This is a genomic window from Lentzea kentuckyensis (assembly GCF_002150765.1).
GTDB lineage: Bacteria > Actinomycetota > Actinomycetes > Mycobacteriales > Pseudonocardiaceae > Lentzea > Lentzea kentuckyensis.
Genome location: NZ_MUYM01000056.1, coordinates 156,073 through 176,467, shown reverse-complemented (window position 1 = coordinate 176,467; position 20,395 = coordinate 156,073). Strand labels below are relative to the sequence as shown.

Here is a 20,395-nt window from a genome sequence, read left to right as displayed (position 1 = left end):
GAACACCGTGGGGCATGAAGTCATTGGCCCTGGTCGTGCTCCTGCTCGTCACGATGACCCCGGTCGTCCGCGCCGCTGCCGACGTCGTGCCGCTGCCCGCCGACAAACAGGCGTTCGGCACTGCCAGGTCCAAAGCCAGCCCGGTGTGGTTCACGCTCGGCCATCAGGGCCTGTCCGAGATCTTCCACCCGGACCTGAGCACGCCCGCGACCCGCGAGACCCGCCTGCTGGTCGACGGAAAGCCCGGTGAGGCGTACACCGAGCCCGCCGACGACCGGTCGCTGACCTTCCGGCAGCGGCTGCGGGGCGACGGCTGGCGGGCCGAGATCACCTACGTCACCGACCCACGGCGGGCGGCCGTGCTGGCGGATGTCGCGCTCACGGCGCAACGCCCGGTCCGGTTGTCGGTCGAGCACGTGCCGATGAAGGGCTCCAGCGAGGTCAGGAGCACCTTGCCCACCGCGCCGGTGCGGCATGCGCGCGGCACGTTCGCGGTCGGGTTCGGTGCCGGCGTCGCCCAAGCCGCGCTGGACCGCGGATTCCACGCCATCGCGAAGGAGTACGCGCGGGGCTGGCACGACTACCTCGCCGGGCTGCGGCGGCCGAAGTCGGCGGACCGGCGGCTCTACGACATGTCCGTGATGGTGCTGGCGGCGACCGAGGACAAGACCAACCCCGGTGCGTCGATCGCGTCGCCGAGCTTCCCGTGGGCCTTCGGGTACGACCGGGAACTGGCGCCGGAGCTCGGTCCGTACGCGCTGGTCTGGCCGCGCGATCTGTACCACGTGTCGACGGCCATGATCGCTGCTGGAGATCGTGCGTTCGCTTCGAGGTCGCTCGACTTCATGCTCCAGAAGCAACAACAGCCGGACGGCCACCTGCCGCAGAACACGAAGGTCGACGGCACACCGTTCTGGAAGAGCGTTCAGCTGGACGAGACCGCCGCCCCGCTGCTGCTCGCCTGGCAGCTCGATCGGCGCGACAGGTCCACTGTGGACTCAATGCGCCGGGCAGCCGACTACCTGCTGAGCTACCCGAACGCGCCGTTCAGCGAGCAGGAGCGGTGGGAGAACCAGAGCGGCTACTCACCCGCCACCATCGCCTCGGTCGTCGCGGGGTTGGTGTGCTTCGCGGACTTGTTGCAGCGCAACGGGGAGAACGCCGACAAATACCTGAACGCCGCCGACGCGTGGCAGCGCCAGGTGGAGAGCTGGACCGCGACGAAGACCGGTCCGTACGAGCCCAAGCCTTACTACCTGCGGCTCACCAAGGACGGCAAGCCCGACGCGGGCACCACGTACAACCTCGGAGACAACAACCCCACCGACATAGACCAGCGCGCGGTCGTGGACCCGAGCTTCCTGGAACTGGTCCGGCTCGGCGTCAAACGCGTTGACGACCCGACCGTCCGCAACACCGTCACCGTCGTCGACCGGCAGCTGAAGGAACAGGGCTACTGGCACCGGTTCACCCAGGACGGCTACGGCGAGACCGAGGACGGCGGACCGTGGAACGTGCCGAACCCGGTCCGCACGTACGGGCGGCTGTGGCCGTTGCTGAGCGGCGAACGCGGCGAGTACGAGCTGCTGACCGACGACAAGGCCAGTGCCGCGCAGCGCCTCAGGGAGATCGCCGCCAGCGCCAACGGCGGCCGCATGCTGCCCGAACAGGTGTGGGATGGCCGAGGAACCACCTCGGCCACCCCGCTCGCCTGGACGCACGCGCAGTACGTGCGGCTGGCGTGGTCGCTCGACGCGGGCCGTCCCGTGGAACGACCCGCCGTCGTCGCGAACCGTTACGGCGCCTAAGCGCCTGGCCAGAACTCCTGTCCGGAACATCCGTGCCAGCTGGTGCCGAGTGGCGTCTGCAAGGACTTTGGATGAACGGCGCATTTGTCACCTGAGGTGAACGAATGCGCCGTTCATCTCCAGCCTGCGGCCCGTCACCGTGCTCTCAGTCCAGGACAGACTTGTTGGTAGTAGCAAAGTGTCTGTTGATGTTGAGTTGGTGGTACTTGCAGACGCCATCGGGGCCGGACGCACGTCCGGCGGGCGAGTAACGGACACAACTTCCGGCAGCCTGCTTAGCGCTTCGACACGTTGTGCCCGGAGACCTCGACCACCGGTTGCGCGCCGCCGAGGTCCGACGCCCGGTACTCGGCCCGGATCGTCTGGGTCTCACCGGGGAACAGCGTGATGTAGTTGTCGGTCCAGTCGACGGGCAGCACCTCCACGCCGCCCGCACCCTTGCGCAGTGACGCGCGCAGGAAGAACGCCACGGACGTGCCGGTGTTCTTGATGGTCACGTGCGTGGCCTGCCTGCCGTCGGTGCCGGGCGTGGTCGCCGAGGACACCGAGACCTGGCCCGCCTTCAGTGAACTCAACGACTTCAGGTCCGTGTACTGGGCCTGCGGCGTGTAGTACCAGTCACCGCCGTTGTAGTTCAGCGTGTCCGCCTTGGTGGACAGCCAGTACACGTTGCGGTCGACCTCCTTGCCGGAAGCGTCCTTCAGCAGCAGCCGCACGAAGTACGCCGGGGACAGCCCGGACGGCTGCGGGAGGGTGCCGACCCGCACGGAACCGTTGGCCTTGGCCGGAACCGGGCGCGTCTCGTTCGCCTTCTGCGTGCCGTCGGAGTTGAAGACGGTCACCTGCAGGCTGAGGCCTTCCTGCGCCTGCAGACCCATGTTCACCACGGCGAGCGACTTGTCGTCGTAGGAGTACTGGGCGTGCAGCGCCTTGTTGCCCGTCTTGGCGCCGAAGTACGAACCCGCGGTCGCGAGGTTGTAGTTGTAGAGGTGCCAGAACAGCTTGGGCCACGGGTCGTTCTGCATCCAGTGGATGACGCCCTGCGCCTGGTTCGCGCCGGTGTCGGAGAAGTCCCGGCCGAACGCCTCGAACTGCGCGCGGTTGGTTTCGTACTGCTGCAGCTGCGCCTTCTTGATGAAGTCGTCGACTCCTGACGGCTTGCCGTAGCGGTTGTCCAGCGCCGTGCCCCAGAAGCCGATCTTGCTGAAGTTGCCGGACGGAGACAGGTGGTACTGCGAGGCGTTGTAGTCCGTCAGCTTGTTGATCTCAGCGTCGCTGAGGAACTTCTTCAGCTCGTCGCGCTCGGGGATCGCGAGGCCGGGACCGATCTCGGACGCGAAGCCCGCACTGCCGCCCTTTTGGTTGTTGTACCAGTAGACCGGCGGCTCCCACCAGTACGGACCGTCCATCTTCATGCCGGAGTCGCCGAGCTTCGGAGAGCTGCGGCGGGCGGCGGCGGTGACGATCGGCGTCTGCCAGTCAGCGCGCTTAAGGGCGTCCAGGTAGATGGTCTCGACGGCGGCCACCGGGGCCTCGTCCGAGCCGATCAGGAACGTGAACACGCTGGGGTGGTTGCGAATCCGCTTGGCCTCGCCCTCGGCGGACGCGCCGGCGACCTTCTTGTCCTCCGCGGAGAAGCCACCGGTGTTCTGCCACTTCGAGCAGCACTCCCAGCCGGTCATGATCAGAATGCCCATGCGGTCGGCCAGGTCGTAGATCTCGTCGTTCTCCGGCTTGCCTTCCAGGCGGATCGTGTTGAGGCCCATGGACTTCGTCAACATCATCTCGTCGGCGATCTTCTGCACGTCGGTGCGCAGGAAGAGGTCGGACGCCCAGCCACCGCCGCGGATCAGGATCGGCTTGCCGTTGATCTGGTACTGGATGTTGCCGCTGATCATCTTCGAGGTGACCTCGCGGATGCCGAACGTCGTCCTCTGCTCGTCCGACTTCGCGCCCGCGACCGTCGCCGCGGCCGTCGCGTCGTACAGCGGTTGCGCGCCCATCTGGAACGGCCACCAGATCTGCGGGTTGCCGACGTTGAGCGTGAACGTGACGGTCTTGGTCTCGTTCGCGGCGAGGCTCACGTTCTGGCTGTAGTTCTGGCCCGCCGCACTGCCGGCGACGGTCGTGGTGACCGCACTGCCGGTGTTGTTGCGCGCGTCGACCTTCACGGTGACGGTGGCGCTGTTCAGGTTCGGCAACGGCAGGTCGGACAGCACGTGCAGGCCGCGCAACGAGACGGGGCCGCTCGCGACCAGGTCGACGTCGCGGAACAGGCCCTGGTTGCGGTCGGGCGGGAGCTGGGACCAGTCGATGAAGTGGATCACCAGGTCCTTCGCCGGGTCGGCCGGGGAGGCCTTGATCGCGAGCGCGTTGTCGCCCTTGCGGAGCAGGCTGGTGACGTTGAACTCGTAGGTCGGGTAGGCGCCGATGACGGTGTCCGTGCCGGCGACCTTCTTGCCGTTCAGCCAGATCTCACCGCGGGAGATGACGCCGCCGTTGAGCTTGAGGAACGTGTTGACGCCCGGCTGCGGGTCGGCCTGGAAGACCTTGCGGTACCACCACGGCACCTGGAAGTCGCCGCGGTTGGCCTTCTTGAGGTTGTCCGAGTAGTTGACGTCGCCGTACTTGTTGTTGGCGATCAGGCCGGCCATCACGGTGGACCGCGCCGGCACCGTCATCCACCCGGAGTCCGAATAGGCCGGTCCGGAGATCACGTCACCGGCCTGCGTGGCGGTCTTGCTGGACTGCATCCGCCAGTCCGGGATGGTGGAGGTCTTACCGGGACTCGCGGCCACCTTGAGCGCCGCTCCCGTGCCGGGCACGGGGCCCGCGTTGGCTGAGGTGCCTGGCACGAGCAGGGCCAGGCCCACCGCGGCCACGACCAGTGTCGGTAGTGGTCGGTTGCGCAGCATGTCGCTCCTCGACGCATCGGGGCGGCGGCGCTTCGGGGTATCGTAAAGAAGGTTTCCTTTTTGTGAGGTCACCGGCAATGCGCCTTATGGGTGACACGGGACACATCGTTCGCCACACTCCGTGCGCGGCGATCCGATACGTTGGCCTCCATGCTTCGACTTGCCGTCCCGTTCGTGCTGGCAGCGGTCCTGACCGGGTGTTCTTCGACCGAACCCGGGACGCCGACGGCCGGGAACCAGACCGGTGGAGCGCCGACGACCGGAACTTCGGCCGGAACCGCCCCGGTGAACAGGCCGAAGGCCGTCGACATGAAGACGCTCGACCCGTGCTCGCTGGTCACGCCCGAGACGAAGGCGGCGCTCAAGATCCGCACCGTCGAGCCGGGCGCCCCGGACGCCGACTACGGCGAGGGCAGCAAGGGGTGCGGCACCAGCTTCGAGGACCGCAAGTACATCTGGAGCATCGACACGCTGGTCAACGGCGGTGTGGACAGGCTGAAGAGGACGGTCGGCAAGGAGAGGGAGCTCACCGAGCTCAAGGTGGCGGGCTATCCCGGCTACCTCAGCAAGGGCCTGGACGGCACCAAGTCTCCTGAGTGTCAGATCTACCTCGACACGAACGACGGCCAGTTGCTGCTGGTCGAGGTGGCCTCGCCGCTGGCAGGCGGGGGCACTGTGGACGGTGCCTGCGAGAAGGCCAGGCCGCTCGCGGATGCTGCCGGAGCTGTCCTCGCTACGAAGTGAGTAGAAGTACTCGCCTTGTACCGGGAACCGGTCACTCGCGTCATGCATCAGAGCTAAAGTCGTTCCAAATGCACATGCGGCCCAAACTGGGGGGCCGTACCGAGGAGGGTGTTCCGTGTATCTCGCGGACGGTGGCGGTGGCGGTTCGACGCCCCCTGAGTTCGGGCAACGCAAGCTCAAGGTCGACCCTTCGGCCATTCCGGCCGCCCGGAAGGCCTTTGAGCACGCACTCGACGAGTTCGACAACAAGATCGCACGAGTTTCCCGGGACCTGCCCACGAAGCCCTGGGCACAGGACCCGATCAGCAGTGAGACCTCCAAGGCGTTCAACGACCAGACCTCGGAGAAGGCGTTGACCGCGCTGACGGTCTACCGCGAGCAGCTCGTCGGCGTGATCAGCCAGCTCACCCGCATCGAGGAGCAGTACCGCCTGACCGAGGGCGACAACGAGGCCATGTGGGGCAAGTACCTGCGAGACCAAGGCTGAGAGGGGGACTGACCGATGACTGACCACCGCTTCCAGGGGTACGGACACCCCGAGCTGTACAACATGATCAACTCCGGTCCCGGCGTCTCCGCCTCCATCCCGGTGGAGCAGGGCTGGAAGACGATCGCGGCCACGCTCGCCCAGATCGACAGCGACCTGCACCAGGCGCTCACCAAGATGGGCGCGGACTGGGAGTCCGACGCCGCTGACGCCGCGAAGGGCGCGCTGTCGCCGCTGGGTGAGTGGGCCGGGTTCGCCGAACAGGGCGCCACGACCATGGAGAGCTCCGCGCGCCTGCAGGGCGAGTTCATCGCCGACGCGCGCAAGAAGATGCCCGAGGTCGTCCCGGTCACCACCGAGAAGCCCGGCTTCATGGACATGGCGGTCGGCGCGCTGACCGGCCCGGTCGGCATGGCGCACGTCGTCGGCCAGCAGCTGGACCACGAGAAGCAGGAGGCGGCCGCGGACAACGCCGCCGCCCAGGCCGTCAAGGTCATGGAGGACTACCAGTCCGACAGCCGCTGGAACTCGTCGACGCTCGGTGACTTCCCGCAGCCGCCGCAGGTCGTGATCGACACGCCGCCGCCCACCGACACCGGCACCGGCAGCACGCGCGTCGGCTACACCTCGACCGGGGCGCCGTCGCCGTCCGGGCACAACACCGGCACGACGAACCAGTCGTGGGTGACCCCGCCGTCGACTCAGCAGCAGGTGTCGACCGGCTGGACGCCGCCGCCCACCGACACCACGCACACGTCGTGGGTCCAGCCGACGCCCACGCCGCCACCGCCGGTGCACACCCCGCCGCCGACGAGCCTTCCGCATCCGACGCCGCAGCCGACGACTCCCGGCGGACCGGTGTTCACCCGGCCCTCCACCGGCACGCCCGGTGGTGGCCGCGGTGGTCAGCTCGGCAACGTTCGCGGTGGTCAGCTCGGTGGCGGCAAGGCGTTCGGGCCGATGTCCGGCTCGCTCGGCGCGTCCGGCCAGCAGGGCTCGATGAAGCCCGGCAGCCTGCCCGGCATGGGTCCCGAGGGCATGCGCGGCGGAGCCATGGGCTCCGGTGCGGGTGGCGCCGCGGGCAAGGGCGGCGCGGCCGGCGCTGGTGCCGGTGGCGCGCACGGCCAGAAGGGCGAGGGCGAGGACGACCTCGAGCACAAGGCGGCTGACTACCTGGTCGAGACCGACGACGTGTTCGGCGACGACCGGATGGTCGCGCCGCCCGTCATCGGCGGCTTCTCGGAGTGAGCCTGTTCGGCGGTACGGCGGAGAGGGAGCCGATCACTCTCTCCGCCGAGGAGTTCGACGTGCTGTGGGAACGCATGAACGTCGGCCCCATGCCGCTCGTGCTGAAAGTTCCCACGCCCGGCAAGACGCGGGAAGAGCGCATCCAGCTCGAGAACCGCGTCTACCAGCAGTTGGACCACCGCCGCCTGGGCAACTCGCGCGGGATTTCGTCCGAACTGGACGGACTGCTGCGCATGTTCGTCAAGCCAGAGCGAGAGGCGGACGGCCGCCTCTGGCTCGGCCACAGCCTGCGCGTCCTCGCCGTCGCGAACGGTGACTGGGGCGCGCTCGCGACGTTGCGGGACGACCAGCTGACGTTCCAGCCGTGGGCGGGCTCCGGGCTCGCCTCGGCGGTGCTCTCGGTGCTGCCGTCCCATCCCGCCGGCACGGGCCTGTCGGTGACGCTGCCCAGCGCCGACATCGAGAAGGCGATCGCGCAGACCGACGGCTCGCCGAAGTCGATGGAGGCCGCGTTCCGGGGCATCGGCCTGCGCGAGGACGACGCCAAGGCGCTGGTGAAGATGTTCACCGGTCTCGTGCACACCGGGAACTTCGGTGCCGCGTGCCGGGACAAGTACGGCAAGCGCTGGCGGCCTGAGCGCGTGGTCGCGTTCTTCGACACCGAAGAAGGCCGCTACCTGCAGCAACGCCGTGCCTCGAACGGCCAGCCGCCGTGGAGCACCTTCACGCCGACCGACGCCCGCCGGATGATGCACCAGGTGGACGAGCTGATCTCCGAAGCGGTTCGTTCCGCAAGCGGCTGATGTCTGGTTTGATCTGACCACCGCCGCCGTGGCCAAGACCCCTTGGAGACGGCGAAATGAACATCGACAGACGGCGATTCCTGCTGGCTACAGGGGTTGCGCTGGTCGGCACGTCAGCGATGACGGGGACTGCCTCGGCAGTGTCCTCCGCCTCGCTGTGGCAGGAGTTCGTGGCGAACCCGTACAACCACCCGCAGATCCCGAACATCGCCTACGCCGGCTATCGGACGGGTGAAAAGCCTGCTCACAGGCCTGTGCTGGCGAACGTGCTGTTCTTCGGCGCACGCCGGGACGGCTCGGCGGACGCTGCTCCGGCGATCAACAGGGCGATCGAGTTCGTGGGCCGGCTGGGTGGCGGCACCGTCCTCGTGCCGCCGGGCCGCTACCGGATCGACGACATCATCCGCATCGGTTACGACAACGTGGTGTTGCGTGGTGCGGGCAGCACGAAGACGACGTTCTACGCGACCCGGTCGCTGGAGGAGATCGTCGGCATCAACCGCAGCCGCTACGGCTCGGAGAACTCGGCGTGGAGCTGGTCGGGCGGTCTGGTGTGGGTGTGCCACCGCGACCGCTACCAGCCGTTGGTCGAAGCGATCAAGGCGCACAAGTGGCCGTTCGAGGGCTGGACGGGCAACGAGCTGGAGCAGGGTTCCGTGTTGACCACCGTGACCGGTGCCGCGGCTCGGGGTTCGTTCGTCATGACCGTCGAGAATGGACGGAAGCTGCGCGCCGGTCAGCGCGTGTTGCTGCGGCTGGACGACTCCGAGTACTCGCTGCCGAAGCACATGTGCGGTGACCTCCCTGGCTGTGCGTCCTACAAGTGGGACGACAAGGACAAGCTCCTGTCGTACTTCCCCTTCCTGTGGCCGGTGCGCGTGGAATGGGTGCGCGGCAACAGGGTCAAGCTCGCGCAGCCGTTGCCGCTGGAGATCCGCCCGGAGTGGAAGGCGCGTCTGACCACGATGGCGCCGGTCGTCACGGGTGCGGGCGTCGAGGGCATCAAGATCGAGATGTACAAGGTGCCGACGCCGAAGCACTTGCAGGACAAGGGGTACAACGGTCTGGCGTTCCAGTGCGCGTGGGACTGCTGGGCCGACGACGTGCACGTGCAGGACGTCGACAACGGGTTCCTCCTGGTGTCCTCCAAGGGGATCTCGTTGCTGAACACGCGGGTGTCCGGCCGTGGTCACCATCATGCTTATGCGACGCGCGAGCAGTCCCACGACAACCTGACCGACGGGTTCGTGATCGAGGCCCCGTCCGAGCCCTCCCAGGCCGGTGCGGGCAACCACGGGTTGAACGTCGAAGGCCTGTCCTGCGGCAACGTCTGGACCCGCGGCAAGATGGACCACGACGTCTTCGACACTCACCGCGGCCTGCCGTTCGGCAACGTCCGCACCGAGATCACCATCAACAACGTCGGTGCGCACGGCGGTAGTGCGAACGCGGGTCCGTTGTACGGCGCCAGGTTCGCGCACTGGAACGTCACGGTGACGAACCAGCGCGCCGGCAACGTCCGGATCGACCAGGTGGCCCCGTGCAGTGCCACGGTGGCGATCTCCGAGGTGCGCGACTTCGGTCAGATCGACAAGCCGGACTTCGCCGGGCCGTTGAACTCGCGGTTGGAGCTCTACGGCACCACCGACGTCACGCCGCGCAACCTCTATGACGCGCAACGAAAACTGCGTCGTTCATGACGTAGCCGCGTACATCGCGATCGGCAGTGACCGTGCGACCGCGTCGAGGTCGGTGGGGAGCACGAAGCTCTCCACCGATCTGCCGATGCGGCGTTCCCAGCCGTTCTCGGTGAGCTCCAGGCGGTACGTGGTGTGGAGCTGGGGCAGGTCGCTGGGCGGCGTGGTGTCGGACAGCAGCAGGTGCTGGCCGTACGTGCGTCCTACCTGGGTGAGGGTCTGCAGCGTCGAGAAGAACGCCGGCCTTGCTTCTGCCAGGCCGTGCACGCCGTCCACGCAGACGAGCAGCCGCGGTGGTGCGGTGCCATCTGCCAGCATCCTGATGCGTTGTTCCAGGTCGTCCTTCAGATGGTGTGGTTGCACGTGCGGTGCGTGCGCCAGGCTCGCGAACACGCCAGTGCCGTGGAAGTCGATGAGTACGACCTGGAGTTCGTCCGGCGAGTGCCACAGCATCTGGCCGAGAATCAGCGCTTTGAGTGCGTCGGAACGTCGTTCTGGAGGCGCCACGACCTCGCCGTGCGGACCCATCCCGTCCTCCGTGAGGCCGGCCTTGATGTCGATCTCGACGGGCTGGTTGTACTCGTCCACACCCACCGCGGCCCGGTACCTCAACTTGATCGGCCGCGGTCGCCATCCGTGCGTCGGGTCGAACTTCGGCATGTCGTGCAGCATGAAGAAGTCCGGTGGCTGCTCGGCCTGGCGCATCAGCCGGGGCAGCTCACCGGCGTGCTGGTCGAGGTTCGCCGGCGTCGTGCAGTCGTCGATCCACACCCTCGTCGACTCGTGCGGGGCGTCCAGCAGCAGCTGCATCCCGGACCTGCCGACGTCCTGGGCGACGGTGGCGAGGGCGGTGCCGAGCTCCGTGGCTTCGACGTCCCGAAAACCGGTGACGCAGATGAGCAGTTGTGGCAGCACCTGGTGCAGGCCGCGGTGGTCGAAGATCGTCCAGGTGTTGCCGACGATCTCCAGCCGGCGTTCCGACTCGGCCAGGATCGCCTTCGCGAGCTCTGCGGGATCCCTTGCCACGTCCCGATGATGGGCCTGAACGTGCGGCGCCTGGTCGAGCCCGGCGAACGTGTCGGTGTCGTGCGCGTCGATGAAGATCGCTTGGAACAGCTTGGGCGAGTGTGTGGTCATGAGGCCCAGCAGCAGACTGCGGAACGCCTCCCGTGGGGTGACGCTGAGGTGCGACCCCGTGCGCCACTTGCCGTCCACGAAGTGCGTGAGCTCGACGACGACCGGTTCGCCGGTGCTGTCGATGCCGATCGGGACCTTCCACCACCGGCCCTTCCAGGCGAGCGCCTTGGTGAAGGTGCTCAGGCCGTGCAGGGCGAGGAAGTCCATCCGCACCAACGATCGCAGGTGCTTCGGAACGTCGGTCAGCGTGCTGGCCGTGATGACCACCCGGACGTCCCTGGCCGTCGAGGTGATCCACCGGACGGCCTCGGCGAGCCCGGGATCGCTTGCCGCGCAGAGCTTCCAGTCGTCGATCAGCAGCGTCGCACCGGGCTCGGCACCGCGTTCGAACCACGTCAGCAGGTTCTGGCGGCGGCGCTCGTCGGCGGGGTCGAACGAGACGTTGACCGGCTCGGCCGGTGTGCCCCGGCCGATGCGGTAGACCGGCCCGGTCACGGGACCGCGATCTGGACGGCGGTCTGGTCGTGCACGGAAAGCCCCATGCCGGGCTGGTCCGGTACGTGCGCGGCGCTGCGGGCGTTGATCAGCGAGGTGCCGGGGTCGTCCAGCCGGAGTTCGATGCCGAACGCCAGGCTGTCCCTGATGAACGACGGCACCTGGTCCCAGGTGTGCGCGGTGACGACGATGTGCCGTTGCGGGTCGAGGGGCTCGCCGGGGCCGTCGAGCAGTTGGAACGCGCTGAGATCGCCGAGCGCGGCGGCGAGGGTGCGCAACGCCGTGGACTTGCCGCTGCCGGGCGCGCCGACGATGGCGCCGTGCCGCAGTTCCGTCGTGAAGGCCGGGACGAGCGGGTCGCGGCGGTGTTCGTACGGCTTGTCCAGCAGGCCGACGGCGCCGGGCGGGAGCATGTCGAGCGTCAGCGGTTCGCCGAGCGGTGGCAGCACGATCTCGTAGGCGATGCCGCCACCGGTGACGTCCGGCAGGTCGTCGAGCGCCTCGGCGAAGTCATGGGTGGGGGTGGCGAGCGGCCACTCCGGGAGCTCGTACGGAATCCCTTGGGGCACAACGCCTGCGAACACGACGTGCATGCCCAGCGAGCGACCGGCGCGCATGGCCATCAGCAGCGCCGCGAGGAACTTCGGTTCCCTGGCCAGGAAAGCCTCCGCACCGGACACGCAGATGATCAGTTCGGGGACGGAGTTCCCTTCGGTGTGCACGATCTCCTGGCGCCGGTTGATCTCGCCGTAGAACGCGTCCAGCAGCCGGACGACCATCGCGTCGTCCGCCGCCGGCGTGATCGTGAACGCGACCTGGTCCACGTACGCCAGCGGATCGAAGACGCCGCTGCCGTCGCCGTCGACGAAGAGGTACTGCACGTGGTCGGCCGAGTGCGTGACCATCAGGCCGAGCAGTGCGCTGCGCAGCTGGTCCGGCGTGCCGCGGTGCACGGCGCTGCCCGGCGTGATCTCGACGTGGACCGGCCAGCCCCGGTCGTCGACACCGATGGCGGCCCTGAGGTCGTCGCGCTGCCACATGTTGCTCAGATCGGCCTCGATGCCGTGCAGCCCGAGGAAGTCCGTCGGCTCGCCGAGCAGGAGCCTGCGCAACCGGTCCGGCAGATCGGCCCACCTCCGAGCCGTGACCACGACCTGCACCCCACGCCCGGGCCCCAGCGCCGCGATCCACTCCACGGTCCGGTCCAGCTCCGGGTCCTGCCCTGCGCACAACGCCCAGTCGTCCACCAGCAACACCGCACCCGACGGCGCCCCGCGCTCGAACCAGTCCAGCAGACTCCGGCAGCCCGACTGGTCGGACGGATCGAACGTGGCCGCCACCGGCAACGGGTCGGCGCCCCGCCCGATCCGGTAGACCGCCATGTCCGGCGCGGCCGCGAGAGCGGCCGTCAACCGCTCCCTGGTCGCCCGCCCTGGACCGACGACGGCGAAGTTCCTGATCACCGCCCACATATACCAACAGCCCCCGGACCGCCGCTGCCCCTTCGCTAATGTGGGCGACGTGCCAGCCAAAGCCGTCGATCCAGCCGAGCTGCGCGCCGCCGTGCAGGCAGTGCTCCCCTGGCTGCGAGGCGAGGCCGACCAGCCGGAACGCCAAATCCTCGCCGCCGCCGTCCGCCTGAGCCTGCGCACCCTCGAACACATCGCGCCGGGCCGCAGCGTCGAGGTCCGCGTCCCCCCGTTCGCCGCCGTGCAGTGCGTGGAGGGCCCGCGGCACACCCGCGGCACGCCCCCGAACGTCGTCGAAACCGACCCCCGCACCTGGCTGGAACTGGCGACCGGCGCCCTGACCTGGCCCGACGCCCTGGACGGTGCTCGGGTCACCGCCTCAGGGACCCGAGCCGACCTCTCCCACCTGCTACCGGTGGTCCGTTTCTAGAACCAGGACCCGATGGTGTTGTCGTAAGCCGACTTCGCGCCGTCGCTGATGGCCCCGCCGACGTCCTTGACGACCTCGACACCACCCTCCACAACAGCCTTCCCGCCCTCGTAAACGTCACGCCCGAGCTCGCCCGCGTTGCCCAGCGTGTCAGCCACCACGTCGACGGCATCGCTGCCCAGCTCGCCAACGGTGCCCACCGCGTTGCGCCCGGCATCTCCCCAGCGTCCGTGCGAGATGTCGTCGACAACTTGACCGCCGCCGCGCCACATGTCCTCGCCCATGTCGACGACTTCTTTTCCGGTGTTGACACCCCAGTCGATGATCGGCCCGGCCACCGGCAGGTCGGAACCTGGCACCTCGACGGGAGTGGGCGAGTCCTGCCAACGCTGCTCAGTGACCTCGCCGCCCTGCCCGCCGGCGATCTTCGCGAGGTTGCCCAACGACTCGGAACCCTTGTCGTAGTACGAGGAATGAGAATGTCCGACCCAGTCCTCTCCTGATGTGCCGAACTGCTTCGCACCGAACGACGAGTCGTACGGCCCGGTCGACGACCCGTCCTTGGTAAACCAGTCGCCGCTCGTCAATTGGATGATCGGGTCGTGCTCGGCGCCACCGACGTACACGTGGCCGCGACCGGGTGGGATCTGGTCCACGCTGGACGCACCCACACCGGGTGAGCCGACGAACGCGATGTCGTCCGCCTTCAGCCCGTTGTCCATCGCCGAGTAGCCGACGACCGTGCTGCCGTAGCTATGGCCGATCACGGTGACGTGGGCACCGGGGTTGCGCTCCCGGTACCCCGCGACGTCCTGGGCCAGGAGCGCCGCGCCCTCCTTCGCTTGTGCCGGGTTGTCCACCTGGCCGATTGCGAACTCCGGAGCGTCGTAGCCGAACCACTGAATCGCGGCGCCGTCCTTGCCCATCGCGCCGCTGAGCGCCGCTGCCTGCTCCATGCTGAAATCGTCGAGTCCGGATCCCGTTCCAGGTACGCAAACGGCGAGGTCCTTGGCGGTGTCCGGGTCGCCGAACGCCACCGCCATGGTCCCCTCCTTGGCACCTGGCCCGTCGGGGTTCCACTGCAGGACGTAGGCCTTCTTGCCGTTCTCTCCGCCGAGCCTGTCCGCGTCCTTCAACGCACCTGAAGCGTCAGTCGCGTTCTTCGCGCGACGGGCGGCCTCGTCGTACTCCGACATGAGCTGCGCACCCTGCGGGTCGTTGCGCAAGGCACGCTGGCCGTCGGCGGTGTTCGGGTCGACGCCGAGTTCGCGCGCTCGGTCGGCGAGCTGCTGCTGCAGGTCGTTCTTCTGCTTGTTGAACCGATCCACGTCCTGCTCGATGCGCCGGCGGTTGGCCAGGTCCATGCCCTCGGCAGGCAGACCCTTGAGCTTGAGGAGTTCCTCGGGCTTGGCCTTGGCCAGCGCTTCCTTTTCCGCCGCGCTGAGCTTGTTCCACCAGTCGCGCACGGCCTGCGGATCACTGCCCGGCGGCGGCAACGGAGGCAGGCCGCTGCCTGCACCGGAGCGCTGAGCGGCGCGGTCCCAGCCGCAGTCGGTCCGTGCTGACTCCTCGAAGCCTGGCGGGATCTTGGTGAGCGCACCGGCATACGAACGCAGGACGTTCTCGTAGCCGGACCTGACCTTGCTCAGCGAGTCGTTGACCTGGTTGGCGAGCGTGCGGGTCTGTGCTTCGTCCAAGCCCGGCGGACGACTGCGCCACACGCTGATCGCCTGGTCGGCCGCGCCGCGCATCTGGCCATACGCACGGGAAGCGGCCTGCACGATGTCGACACCGGCGCCGAGACGCTCACCGGCGGTCTTGGCGGCGGTGGCGGACAGTTCGGCACGTGCGGTGAACTTCGTGGAGGCCTCACCGGTCCAGTTGCTGACCGCGGTCTTGCCGCCGTTGGAGACCAACTGGCCAGCACGCCCGACCGCGCTGATCGCGCCGGTGATCGGGTCTGCGGCAGCGGCGATCCGTCCGGCGTCTCCGGCGGCAAGCTTGCTGTACAGGCTCTCTGGATCCGTGTAGCTCACTTGCCGCCCCCAAGTCCCGAGAAGAGCTTCTGCAACGCGGCCGCATGGTCGTCGTCCGTGCGCTGATAGGCGTCCGCGTTGGACACGAGGCCTTCTGCGGCATCGGTGAGCCACGTCGAACCGCGCTGTAGGTCCTGGGAGTGCGTGCCGACGAACTTCGACAGCGCGTCCGCGAACTCTGCCGCGGCGTCGACCTCGCCGAGCGCGCCCGCGTCAAGCTTGAGCATCGAGATCATCTCCGCTGCCTCACGCACCGCGTCGGAGCCGTTGCCGAACTCTTTGGACGCGTTGCGCAGCAGTTCGGGCTCAACGCCGAACATCGCCACCCCCTGGTTGGTCTCTGATCCATGCGACGCAGAAGCATCATGGCCGGTTCCCCACTCACGCGTGGCGCGTTTGGGGCACGATGACCCCATGGTGCAGACAGGGTGGACGGCCCAGCGGTGGACCGCCGTGTTCATGGAGCAGGCGGAGATGTTCCGCAAGGCAGTGTCAGACGCGGACCCGACAGCCGAGGTGCCGACCCGTCCAGGGTGGACGGTGCAGGATCTGGTCATCCACCTCGCGCGCTTCCTGGAGACGTCCACCGCTTACTTGCGCACGGGCAGCCGCAGTCCGATGCAGCCGCCGCCCGCGCCCACCGGCCTCGCCCCGCTGGAGTATCTCGATCTCCAGTTGGTGGCTGCGCACGAGATCCTGACAGCCGTACCGGGTAACCGGCCGGTGTGGACGTTCTCGCCATCCGCGCCCGACCTCGCGTGGGTGTGGCATCGCCGCGTCGCCCATGAGACGGTGCTGCGTCGGTTCGACGCTCAGGCCACCGTGCGGCAGCTTGTCGCCACCGACGCCGACCTCGCAGTCGACGGCATCGATGAGGTGCTGACCACGATCGTCGCGGCCAAGGTTGCAGGTGACGTGCCGGGTGAGGTGTCCGGCAGTGCTGTCGTGCGGCCGACCGACGTGCCCGAGTCGTGGCTGATCTCCCTCGCACCCGGCGAGGTGCCTGAGGTCCGCGCCGCTGCTCCCGGCGAGGACGGCGGCGCTCAGATCGTCGGCGAGGCCGAACTCGTCTACTTCTGGCTCTGGAACCGGATGAACCTCAAAGAGATGACCGGAGACCGGCGCGTCCTGGACGTCCTGCAGGTCGGACGGGGGCACTGATGCGCAATCTGACCGCGCTGCTACTCGGTTGCTTGCTGTTGACCGCGTGTGCGGCCAGCTCCGAACACGAGCTTCGCTACAAGATCAGCGGGATCGACAACAGCTCTCCGACCGAGTATCTGAAACTCGATCTGGTGGACGGCGCGCCGAAGAACGCGCTGGATCCGAAGGCGCTGGAGCATCAGCTCGCGTATGAGCGCGAGATCAGTGGGGGTGCGGTTGTCGGTGACGAGGTCATCTGCACGATCACGCAGAACAAAGGGAGCGCGTTCGAGAACTCGAACGTGAAGACCAGGCTCACCGGGTGCAAGAAGGCCTGATGCGCAAGATCGTTCTCATCCTGCTCGGCTGCCTCGTGCTCGCCGGATGTGCCGGCACCTGGGAGGCGGAGATCCGGCTGAAGGTCACCAAGATCGAAGAGAACGATGTCGGACTCGACTACCTTCCGCCCGACGTGCAGGTCTGGCTGGACCCGGTCGGCGATTTGCCGGAGGACGCGTACGACCGGGACAACTTCATCGGCAAGATCATGGAGCCCGCCGAAATCGACGGTGACGTGAAGGTCGGCGACGAAGTCACGTGTCTGGCGAAGCAACGCACGATCGGGGCCCTGCAGACCAACTCGATCCAAACTGAGCTGTTTCAGTGCCGGAAGGCATGAGTTTCGTCACCTCACCGGGGGTGCGAAGGGGGTAGTTGGCCCCCTGCTCCACTTACACTCGGGTTGCAGCCAGCCCCACTCGTGAGGGAGCCAATTCGGTGGTCGCCGACCATTCCCAGTCCGAACAGGAACCCCGTGAGGAGTGCGGCGTCTTCGGCGTCTGGGCTCCGGGTGAAGATGTTTCCAAGCTCACCTACTACGGGCTCTACGCCCTGCAGCACCGCGGCCAGGAGGCGGCGGGCATCTCGGTCGGTGACGGGGCTCAGGTCGTCGTCTTCAAGGACCTCGGGCTCGTCAGCCAGGTGTTCGACGAGCAGGTCCTGCAGTCTCTCAAGGGCCACGTGGCCGTCGGGCACTGCCGTTACTCCACCACCGGGTCCACGACCTGGGAGAACGCGCAGCCGACGTTCCGGACCACGGCCGCCGGAAGTGGTCTGAGTCTCGGGCACAACGGCAACCTCGTGAACACCGCCGAACTCCTCGAAAAGGCGAAAGAGCTCGGCATCGTCGCGCGCAACGGCGCCACCACCGACTCGGACATCCTGTGCGGGCTGCTCGCGCACGCGGCGGCCGACAAGGGCATCGAGCAGGCCGCGCTGGAGCTGCTGCCCACCGTCAAGGGCGCCTACTGCCTCACCTTCTCCGACGAGTCCACGCTCTACGCGGCGCGTGACCCGCACGGGGTTCGCCCGCTGGTGCTCGGCCGGCTCGACCGCGGCTGGGTCGTGGCGAGCGAGACCGCGGCGCTGGACATCGTGGGTGCGAGCTTCGTGCGCGAGGTCGAGCCCGGTGAGCTCATCGCGATCGACGAGGACGGGCTGCGGTCCACCCGGTTCGCGACTCCCGAGCCCAAGGGCTGCATCTTCGAGTACGTCTACCTGGCGCGGCCGGACACCACGATCTCCGGGCGCGGCGTCCACGCCACGCGCGTCGAGATCGGTCGCCGGCTCGCCAAGGAGCACCCGGTCGAGGCCGACCTGGTGATCCCGGTGCCGGAGTCCGGCACGCCGGCCGCGATCGGGTACGCGCAGGCCAGCGGCATCCCGTACGGGTCCGGCCTGGTCAAGAACGCCTACGTCGGGCGGACGTTCATCCAGCCGTCGCAGACCATCCGCCAGCTGGGCATCCGGCTCAAGCTGAACCCGCTGCGGGACGTCATCCGCGGCAAGCGGCTGGTCGTCGTGGACGACTCGATCGTGCGCGGCAACACCCAGCGCGCGCTCGTCCGCATGTTGCGCGAGGCCGGTGCGCTCGAGGTGCACGTGCGGATCGCGTCGCCGCCCGTCAAGTGGCCGTGCTTCTACGGCATCGACTTCGCCTCACGTGCGGAGCTCATCGCGAACGGGCTGGACGACGACGGCATCCGCCGCTCGGTCGGCGCCGACTCGCTCGGGTACGTGTCGCTCGAGCAGCTCATCGCCGCGACCGAGCAGCCCAAGACGCGGCTGTGCTCGGCCTGCTTCGACGGGGAGTACCCGATCGAACTGCCGCCGGACGCGCTCATCGGCAAGCACCTGCTCGAGGGCCTCAAGGGCGTGGCGGGCTCGGCCGCTCCCGTCCTGGCGAGCGGCTATGGTGCCGAAGACGCACTCCGCCGTCCTTAACTTTGGGTACGTCCCTGCGACCCCAGATCCAAGTGGAAGAAGTTGACGTGACCGACAGCGCCAAGGCCACCTACGCCGCCGCCGGAGTCAGTATCGCCGCAGGTGACGAGGCGGTGGAGAAGCTCAAGCCGTGGGCGGCCAAGGCGCACCGGCCCGAGGTGCTCGGTGGCATCGGCGGGTTCGCCGGCCTGTTCCAGCTCAAGCTCGACCGCTGGAAGGAGCCGATCCTCGCGTCCTCCACGGACGGCGTCGGCACCAAGATCGCGGTCGCGCAGGCGCTCGACAAGCACGACACCGTGGGCATCGACCTGGTCGCCATGATCGTGGACGACCTGGTCGTGTGCGGTGCCGAGCCGCTGTTCGTGCAGGACTACATCGCGGTCGGCCGGGTCGTCCCTGACAAGATCGCCGCGCTGGTCAAGGGCATCGCCGAGGGCTGTGTCCAGGCCGGGTGCGCGCTGCTCGGCGGCGAGACGGCCGAGCACCCCGGTCTGATGGGCGACGACGACTACGACATCTCCGGCACCGGCGTCGGCGTGGTCGAGCAGTCCAAGCTGCTCGGTCCTGACCGCGTGCGCGACGGCGACGTCGTCATCGCGATGGGTTCGTCCGGCCTGCACTCCAACGGCTACTCGCTGGCCCGGCACGTGCTGCTGGAGATCGCGCGGATGCCGCTCGAGGGTCACGTCGAGGAGTTCGGCCGCACCCTCGGCGAGGAGCTGCTGGAGCCGACCAAGATCTACGCCAAGGACTGCCTCGCGCTGATCGCCGAGACAGAGGTCCGCGGGTTCTCCCACGTCACCGGTGGTGGCCTGGCCGCGAACCTGGCCCGCGTGCTGCCCGACGGCCTGCACGCCAAGCTCGACCGCGGCACCTGGACGCCCGCCCCGGTGTTCCAGCTCATCGCCCAGCGCGGCCGCGTGGAGCGCGAGGAGATGGAGAAGGCGTTCAACATGGGCGTCGGCATGGTCGCCGTCGTCGCGCCCGAGGACGTCGACCGCGCCCTGGCCGTGCTGACCGCGCGCCACGTCCCGGCGTGGGTGCTGGGCGAGATCACCAAGTCCCCCGAGGGCGGCGCAGCGCTCGTTGGCGACCACCCGCGTTTCTGAGGCAACCTCCTGAGGCGGTCGCCGCGTACTAAGCGGCGACCGAGGAGGGGCACTTGGACCGCGACCGCGAGTTCGGCGAGTTCGTCGACGCACGCGCTCTCGTCATGCGCCGCACGGCGTTCCTGCTGTGCGGCGACTGGCATCGCGCGGAGGACATCGTCCAGTCCGCGTTGATCAAGCTCTACGTGGCCTGGACGCGCGTGCGCAAGGACAGCGTCGACGCGTACGCGCGCAAAGTGCTGGTGCGCACCGCCATCGACGAGGGCCGCCGCGGGTTCTTCCAGCGGGAACGGTCCGTCGACGCCGTGCCCGAACACCCGGTGATCGACGACTCGGCGGACTTCGACCTGCGGCAGGCACTCGACGCGTTGCCGCCGGGCCAACGTGCCGTCGTCGTGCTGCGGTACTGGGAGGACCTGAGCGTCACCGAGACCGCCCGCATCCTCGGCAGGACGGAGGGCACGGTGAAGAGCCAGGCGGCCAAGGGGCTCGCGGCGCTGCGCGACCTGCTGGAGGACGAGCCGGCGTCGCGGATCCACACCTCAGAGGTGATCCGGAAGGGCAGGACGAAGCTCGCCCGCAGGCGCACGG

17 protein-coding genes and 1 pseudogene are annotated in these 20,395 nt (G+C 68.3%); 13 read left to right on the top strand and 5 right to left on the bottom strand.

The genetic code is table 11. From position 1 onward, the window contains the following. The first annotated feature begins 14 nt into the window (after positions 1 to 14). Complete coding sequence (locus B0F77_RS25920; RefSeq protein WP_086665568.1) at positions 15 to 1,808, top strand: glycoside hydrolase family 15 protein; 1,794 nt, start codon at positions 15 to 17, stop codon at positions 1,806 to 1,808. 275 nt (positions 1,809 to 2,083) lie between these two features. Here B0F77_RS25920 and B0F77_RS25915 read toward each other — a convergent pair whose 3' ends face one another. Then, positions 2,084 to 4,723: a glycoside hydrolase family 2 protein gene (locus B0F77_RS25915; protein ID WP_086665567.1), complete on the bottom strand. Its 2,640-nt coding sequence runs from the start codon at positions 4,721 to 4,723 to the stop codon at positions 2,084 to 2,086. Positions 4,724 to 4,873: 150 nt separating this feature from the next. Between B0F77_RS25915 and B0F77_RS25910 the strand changes: the two genes are divergently transcribed. The 5 genes from B0F77_RS25910 to B0F77_RS25890 all read left to right on the top strand — a co-directional run bounded on the left by B0F77_RS25910 (position 4,874) and on the right by B0F77_RS25890 (position 9,705). Further along, positions 4,874 to 5,467 carry a DUF3558 domain-containing protein gene (locus B0F77_RS25910; protein ID WP_086665566.1) on the top strand — a complete coding sequence of 198 codons (594 nt, stop codon included), beginning with the start codon at positions 4,874 to 4,876 and terminating at the stop codon, positions 5,465 to 5,467. 115 nt (positions 5,468 to 5,582) lie between these two features. Continuing rightward, positions 5,583 to 5,954, top strand: a complete 372-nt coding sequence (locus B0F77_RS25905; protein ID WP_086665565.1) for a hypothetical protein — start codon at positions 5,583 to 5,585, stop codon at positions 5,952 to 5,954. 15 nt (positions 5,955 to 5,969) lie between these two features. Further along, on the top strand, positions 5,970 to 7,202 hold the full coding sequence (locus tag B0F77_RS25900) for a PPE domain-containing protein (protein ID WP_086665564.1): 1,233 nt from the start codon (positions 5,970 to 5,972) through the stop codon (positions 7,200 to 7,202). Next, complete coding sequence (locus B0F77_RS25895; protein ID WP_086665563.1) at positions 7,199 to 8,005, top strand: ESX secretion-associated protein EspG; 807 nt, start codon at positions 7,199 to 7,201, stop codon at positions 8,003 to 8,005. Before B0F77_RS25900 ends, B0F77_RS25895 begins: the two co-directional genes overlap by 4 nt. Before the next feature lie 56 nt (positions 8,006 to 8,061). Further along, positions 8,062 to 9,705: a glycosyl hydrolase family 28-related protein gene (locus B0F77_RS25890; RefSeq protein ID WP_086665562.1), complete on the top strand. Its 1,644-nt coding sequence runs from the start codon at positions 8,062 to 8,064 to the stop codon at positions 9,703 to 9,705. Here the strand turns inward: B0F77_RS25890 and B0F77_RS25885 are convergent. After that, positions 9,700 to 11,334 carry a hypothetical protein gene (locus B0F77_RS25885; RefSeq protein ID WP_086665561.1) on the bottom strand — a complete coding sequence of 545 codons (1,635 nt, stop codon included), beginning with the start codon at positions 11,332 to 11,334 and terminating at the stop codon, positions 9,700 to 9,702. The genes B0F77_RS25890 and B0F77_RS25885 overlap by 6 nt on opposite strands. Further along, entirely contained in the window at positions 11,331 to 12,797 is a 1,467-nt protein-coding gene (locus tag B0F77_RS25880; protein ID WP_143466909.1) for a type VII secretion protein EccC, read from the bottom strand. Before B0F77_RS25880 ends, B0F77_RS25885 begins: the two co-directional genes overlap by 4 nt. A gap of 58 nt (positions 12,798 to 12,855) precedes the next feature. On the opposite strand from B0F77_RS25880, the gene B0F77_RS25875 reads away from it, so the two are divergent. Continuing rightward, a complete protein-coding gene (locus B0F77_RS25875) occupies positions 12,856 to 13,233 on the top strand; it encodes a sterol carrier family protein (RefSeq protein WP_086665597.1) in 378 nt (125 codons plus the stop codon). Here the strand turns inward: B0F77_RS25875 and B0F77_RS25870 are convergent. After that, positions 13,230 to 15,269 (bottom strand): alpha/beta hydrolase, encoded by a 2,040-nt coding sequence (locus B0F77_RS25870; RefSeq protein ID WP_086665559.1) that lies wholly within the window; start codon positions 15,267 to 15,269, stop codon positions 13,230 to 13,232. The genes B0F77_RS25875 and B0F77_RS25870 overlap by 4 nt on opposite strands. Further along, a complete protein-coding gene (locus B0F77_RS25865; RefSeq protein ID WP_086665596.1) occupies positions 15,266 to 15,589 on the bottom strand; it encodes a DUF2563 family protein in 324 nt (107 codons plus the stop codon). Before B0F77_RS25865 ends, B0F77_RS25870 begins: the two co-directional genes overlap by 4 nt. A 94-nt stretch (positions 15,590 to 15,683) precedes the next feature. Here B0F77_RS25865 and B0F77_RS25860 point away from each other — a divergent pair, with 94 nt between their 5' ends. The 6 genes and pseudogenes from B0F77_RS25860 to B0F77_RS49945 all read left to right on the top strand — a co-directional run. Beyond that, positions 15,684 to 16,430 (top strand): maleylpyruvate isomerase N-terminal domain-containing protein, encoded by a 747-nt coding sequence (locus tag B0F77_RS25860; protein WP_245848617.1) that lies wholly within the window; start codon positions 15,684 to 15,686, stop codon positions 16,428 to 16,430. Further along, complete coding sequence (locus B0F77_RS25855; RefSeq protein WP_086665558.1) at positions 16,430 to 16,750, top strand: hypothetical protein; 321 nt, start codon at positions 16,430 to 16,432, stop codon at positions 16,748 to 16,750. Before B0F77_RS25860 ends, B0F77_RS25855 begins: the two co-directional genes overlap by 1 nt. Next, the gene (locus B0F77_RS25850) at positions 16,750 to 17,091 is read left to right on the top strand and encodes a hypothetical protein (RefSeq protein ID WP_086665557.1); all 342 of its coding nucleotides are present in this window, start codon (positions 16,750 to 16,752) and stop codon (positions 17,089 to 17,091) included. Before B0F77_RS25855 ends, B0F77_RS25850 begins: the two co-directional genes overlap by 1 nt. Positions 17,092 to 17,189: 98 nt before the next feature. After that, entirely contained in the window at positions 17,190 to 18,695 is a 1,506-nt protein-coding gene (gene purF / locus B0F77_RS25845; RefSeq protein ID WP_086665556.1) for an amidophosphoribosyltransferase, read from the top strand. 47 nt (positions 18,696 to 18,742) lie between these two features. Next, positions 18,743 to 19,804, top strand: a complete 1,062-nt coding sequence (gene purM / locus B0F77_RS25840; RefSeq protein ID WP_086665555.1) for a phosphoribosylformylglycinamidine cyclo-ligase — start codon at positions 18,743 to 18,745, stop codon at positions 19,802 to 19,804. A 53-nt stretch (positions 19,805 to 19,857) separates the two neighbouring features. Continuing rightward, a pseudogene (locus tag B0F77_RS49945) lies at positions 19,858 to 20,316 on the top strand (SigE family RNA polymerase sigma factor); the annotation flags it as partial. Between the last annotated feature and the right edge of the window lie 79 nt (positions 20,317 to 20,395).

What these genes read in the sequence shown, in the direction of transcription:
- B0F77_RS25915 (WP_086665567.1), bottom strand. Translation starts at nt 4,723, where the DNA reads ATGCTGCGCAACCGACCACTACCGACACTGGTCGTGGCCGCGGTGGGC.
- B0F77_RS25920 (WP_086665568.1), top strand. Translation starts at nt 15, where the DNA reads ATGAAGTCATTGGCCCTGGTCGTGCTCCTGCTCGTCACGATGACCCCG.
- B0F77_RS25910 (WP_086665566.1), top strand. Translation starts at nt 4,874, where the DNA reads ATGCTTCGACTTGCCGTCCCGTTCGTGCTGGCAGCGGTCCTGACCGGG.
- B0F77_RS25900 (WP_086665564.1), top strand. Translation starts at nt 5,970, where the DNA reads ATGACTGACCACCGCTTCCAGGGGTACGGACACCCCGAGCTGTACAAC.
- B0F77_RS25860 (WP_245848617.1), top strand. Translation starts at nt 15,684, where the DNA reads ATGGTGCAGACAGGGTGGACGGCCCAGCGGTGGACCGCCGTGTTCATG.
- B0F77_RS25890 (WP_086665562.1), top strand. Translation starts at nt 8,062, where the DNA reads ATGAACATCGACAGACGGCGATTCCTGCTGGCTACAGGGGTTGCGCTG.
- B0F77_RS25850 (WP_086665557.1), top strand. Translation starts at nt 16,750, where the DNA reads ATGCGCAAGATCGTTCTCATCCTGCTCGGCTGCCTCGTGCTCGCCGGA.
- B0F77_RS25865 (WP_086665596.1), bottom strand. Translation starts at nt 15,589, where the DNA reads ATGTTCGGCGTTGAGCCCGAACTGCTGCGCAACGCGTCCAAAGAGTTC.
- B0F77_RS25855 (WP_086665558.1), top strand. Translation starts at nt 16,430, where the DNA reads ATGCGCAATCTGACCGCGCTGCTACTCGGTTGCTTGCTGTTGACCGCG.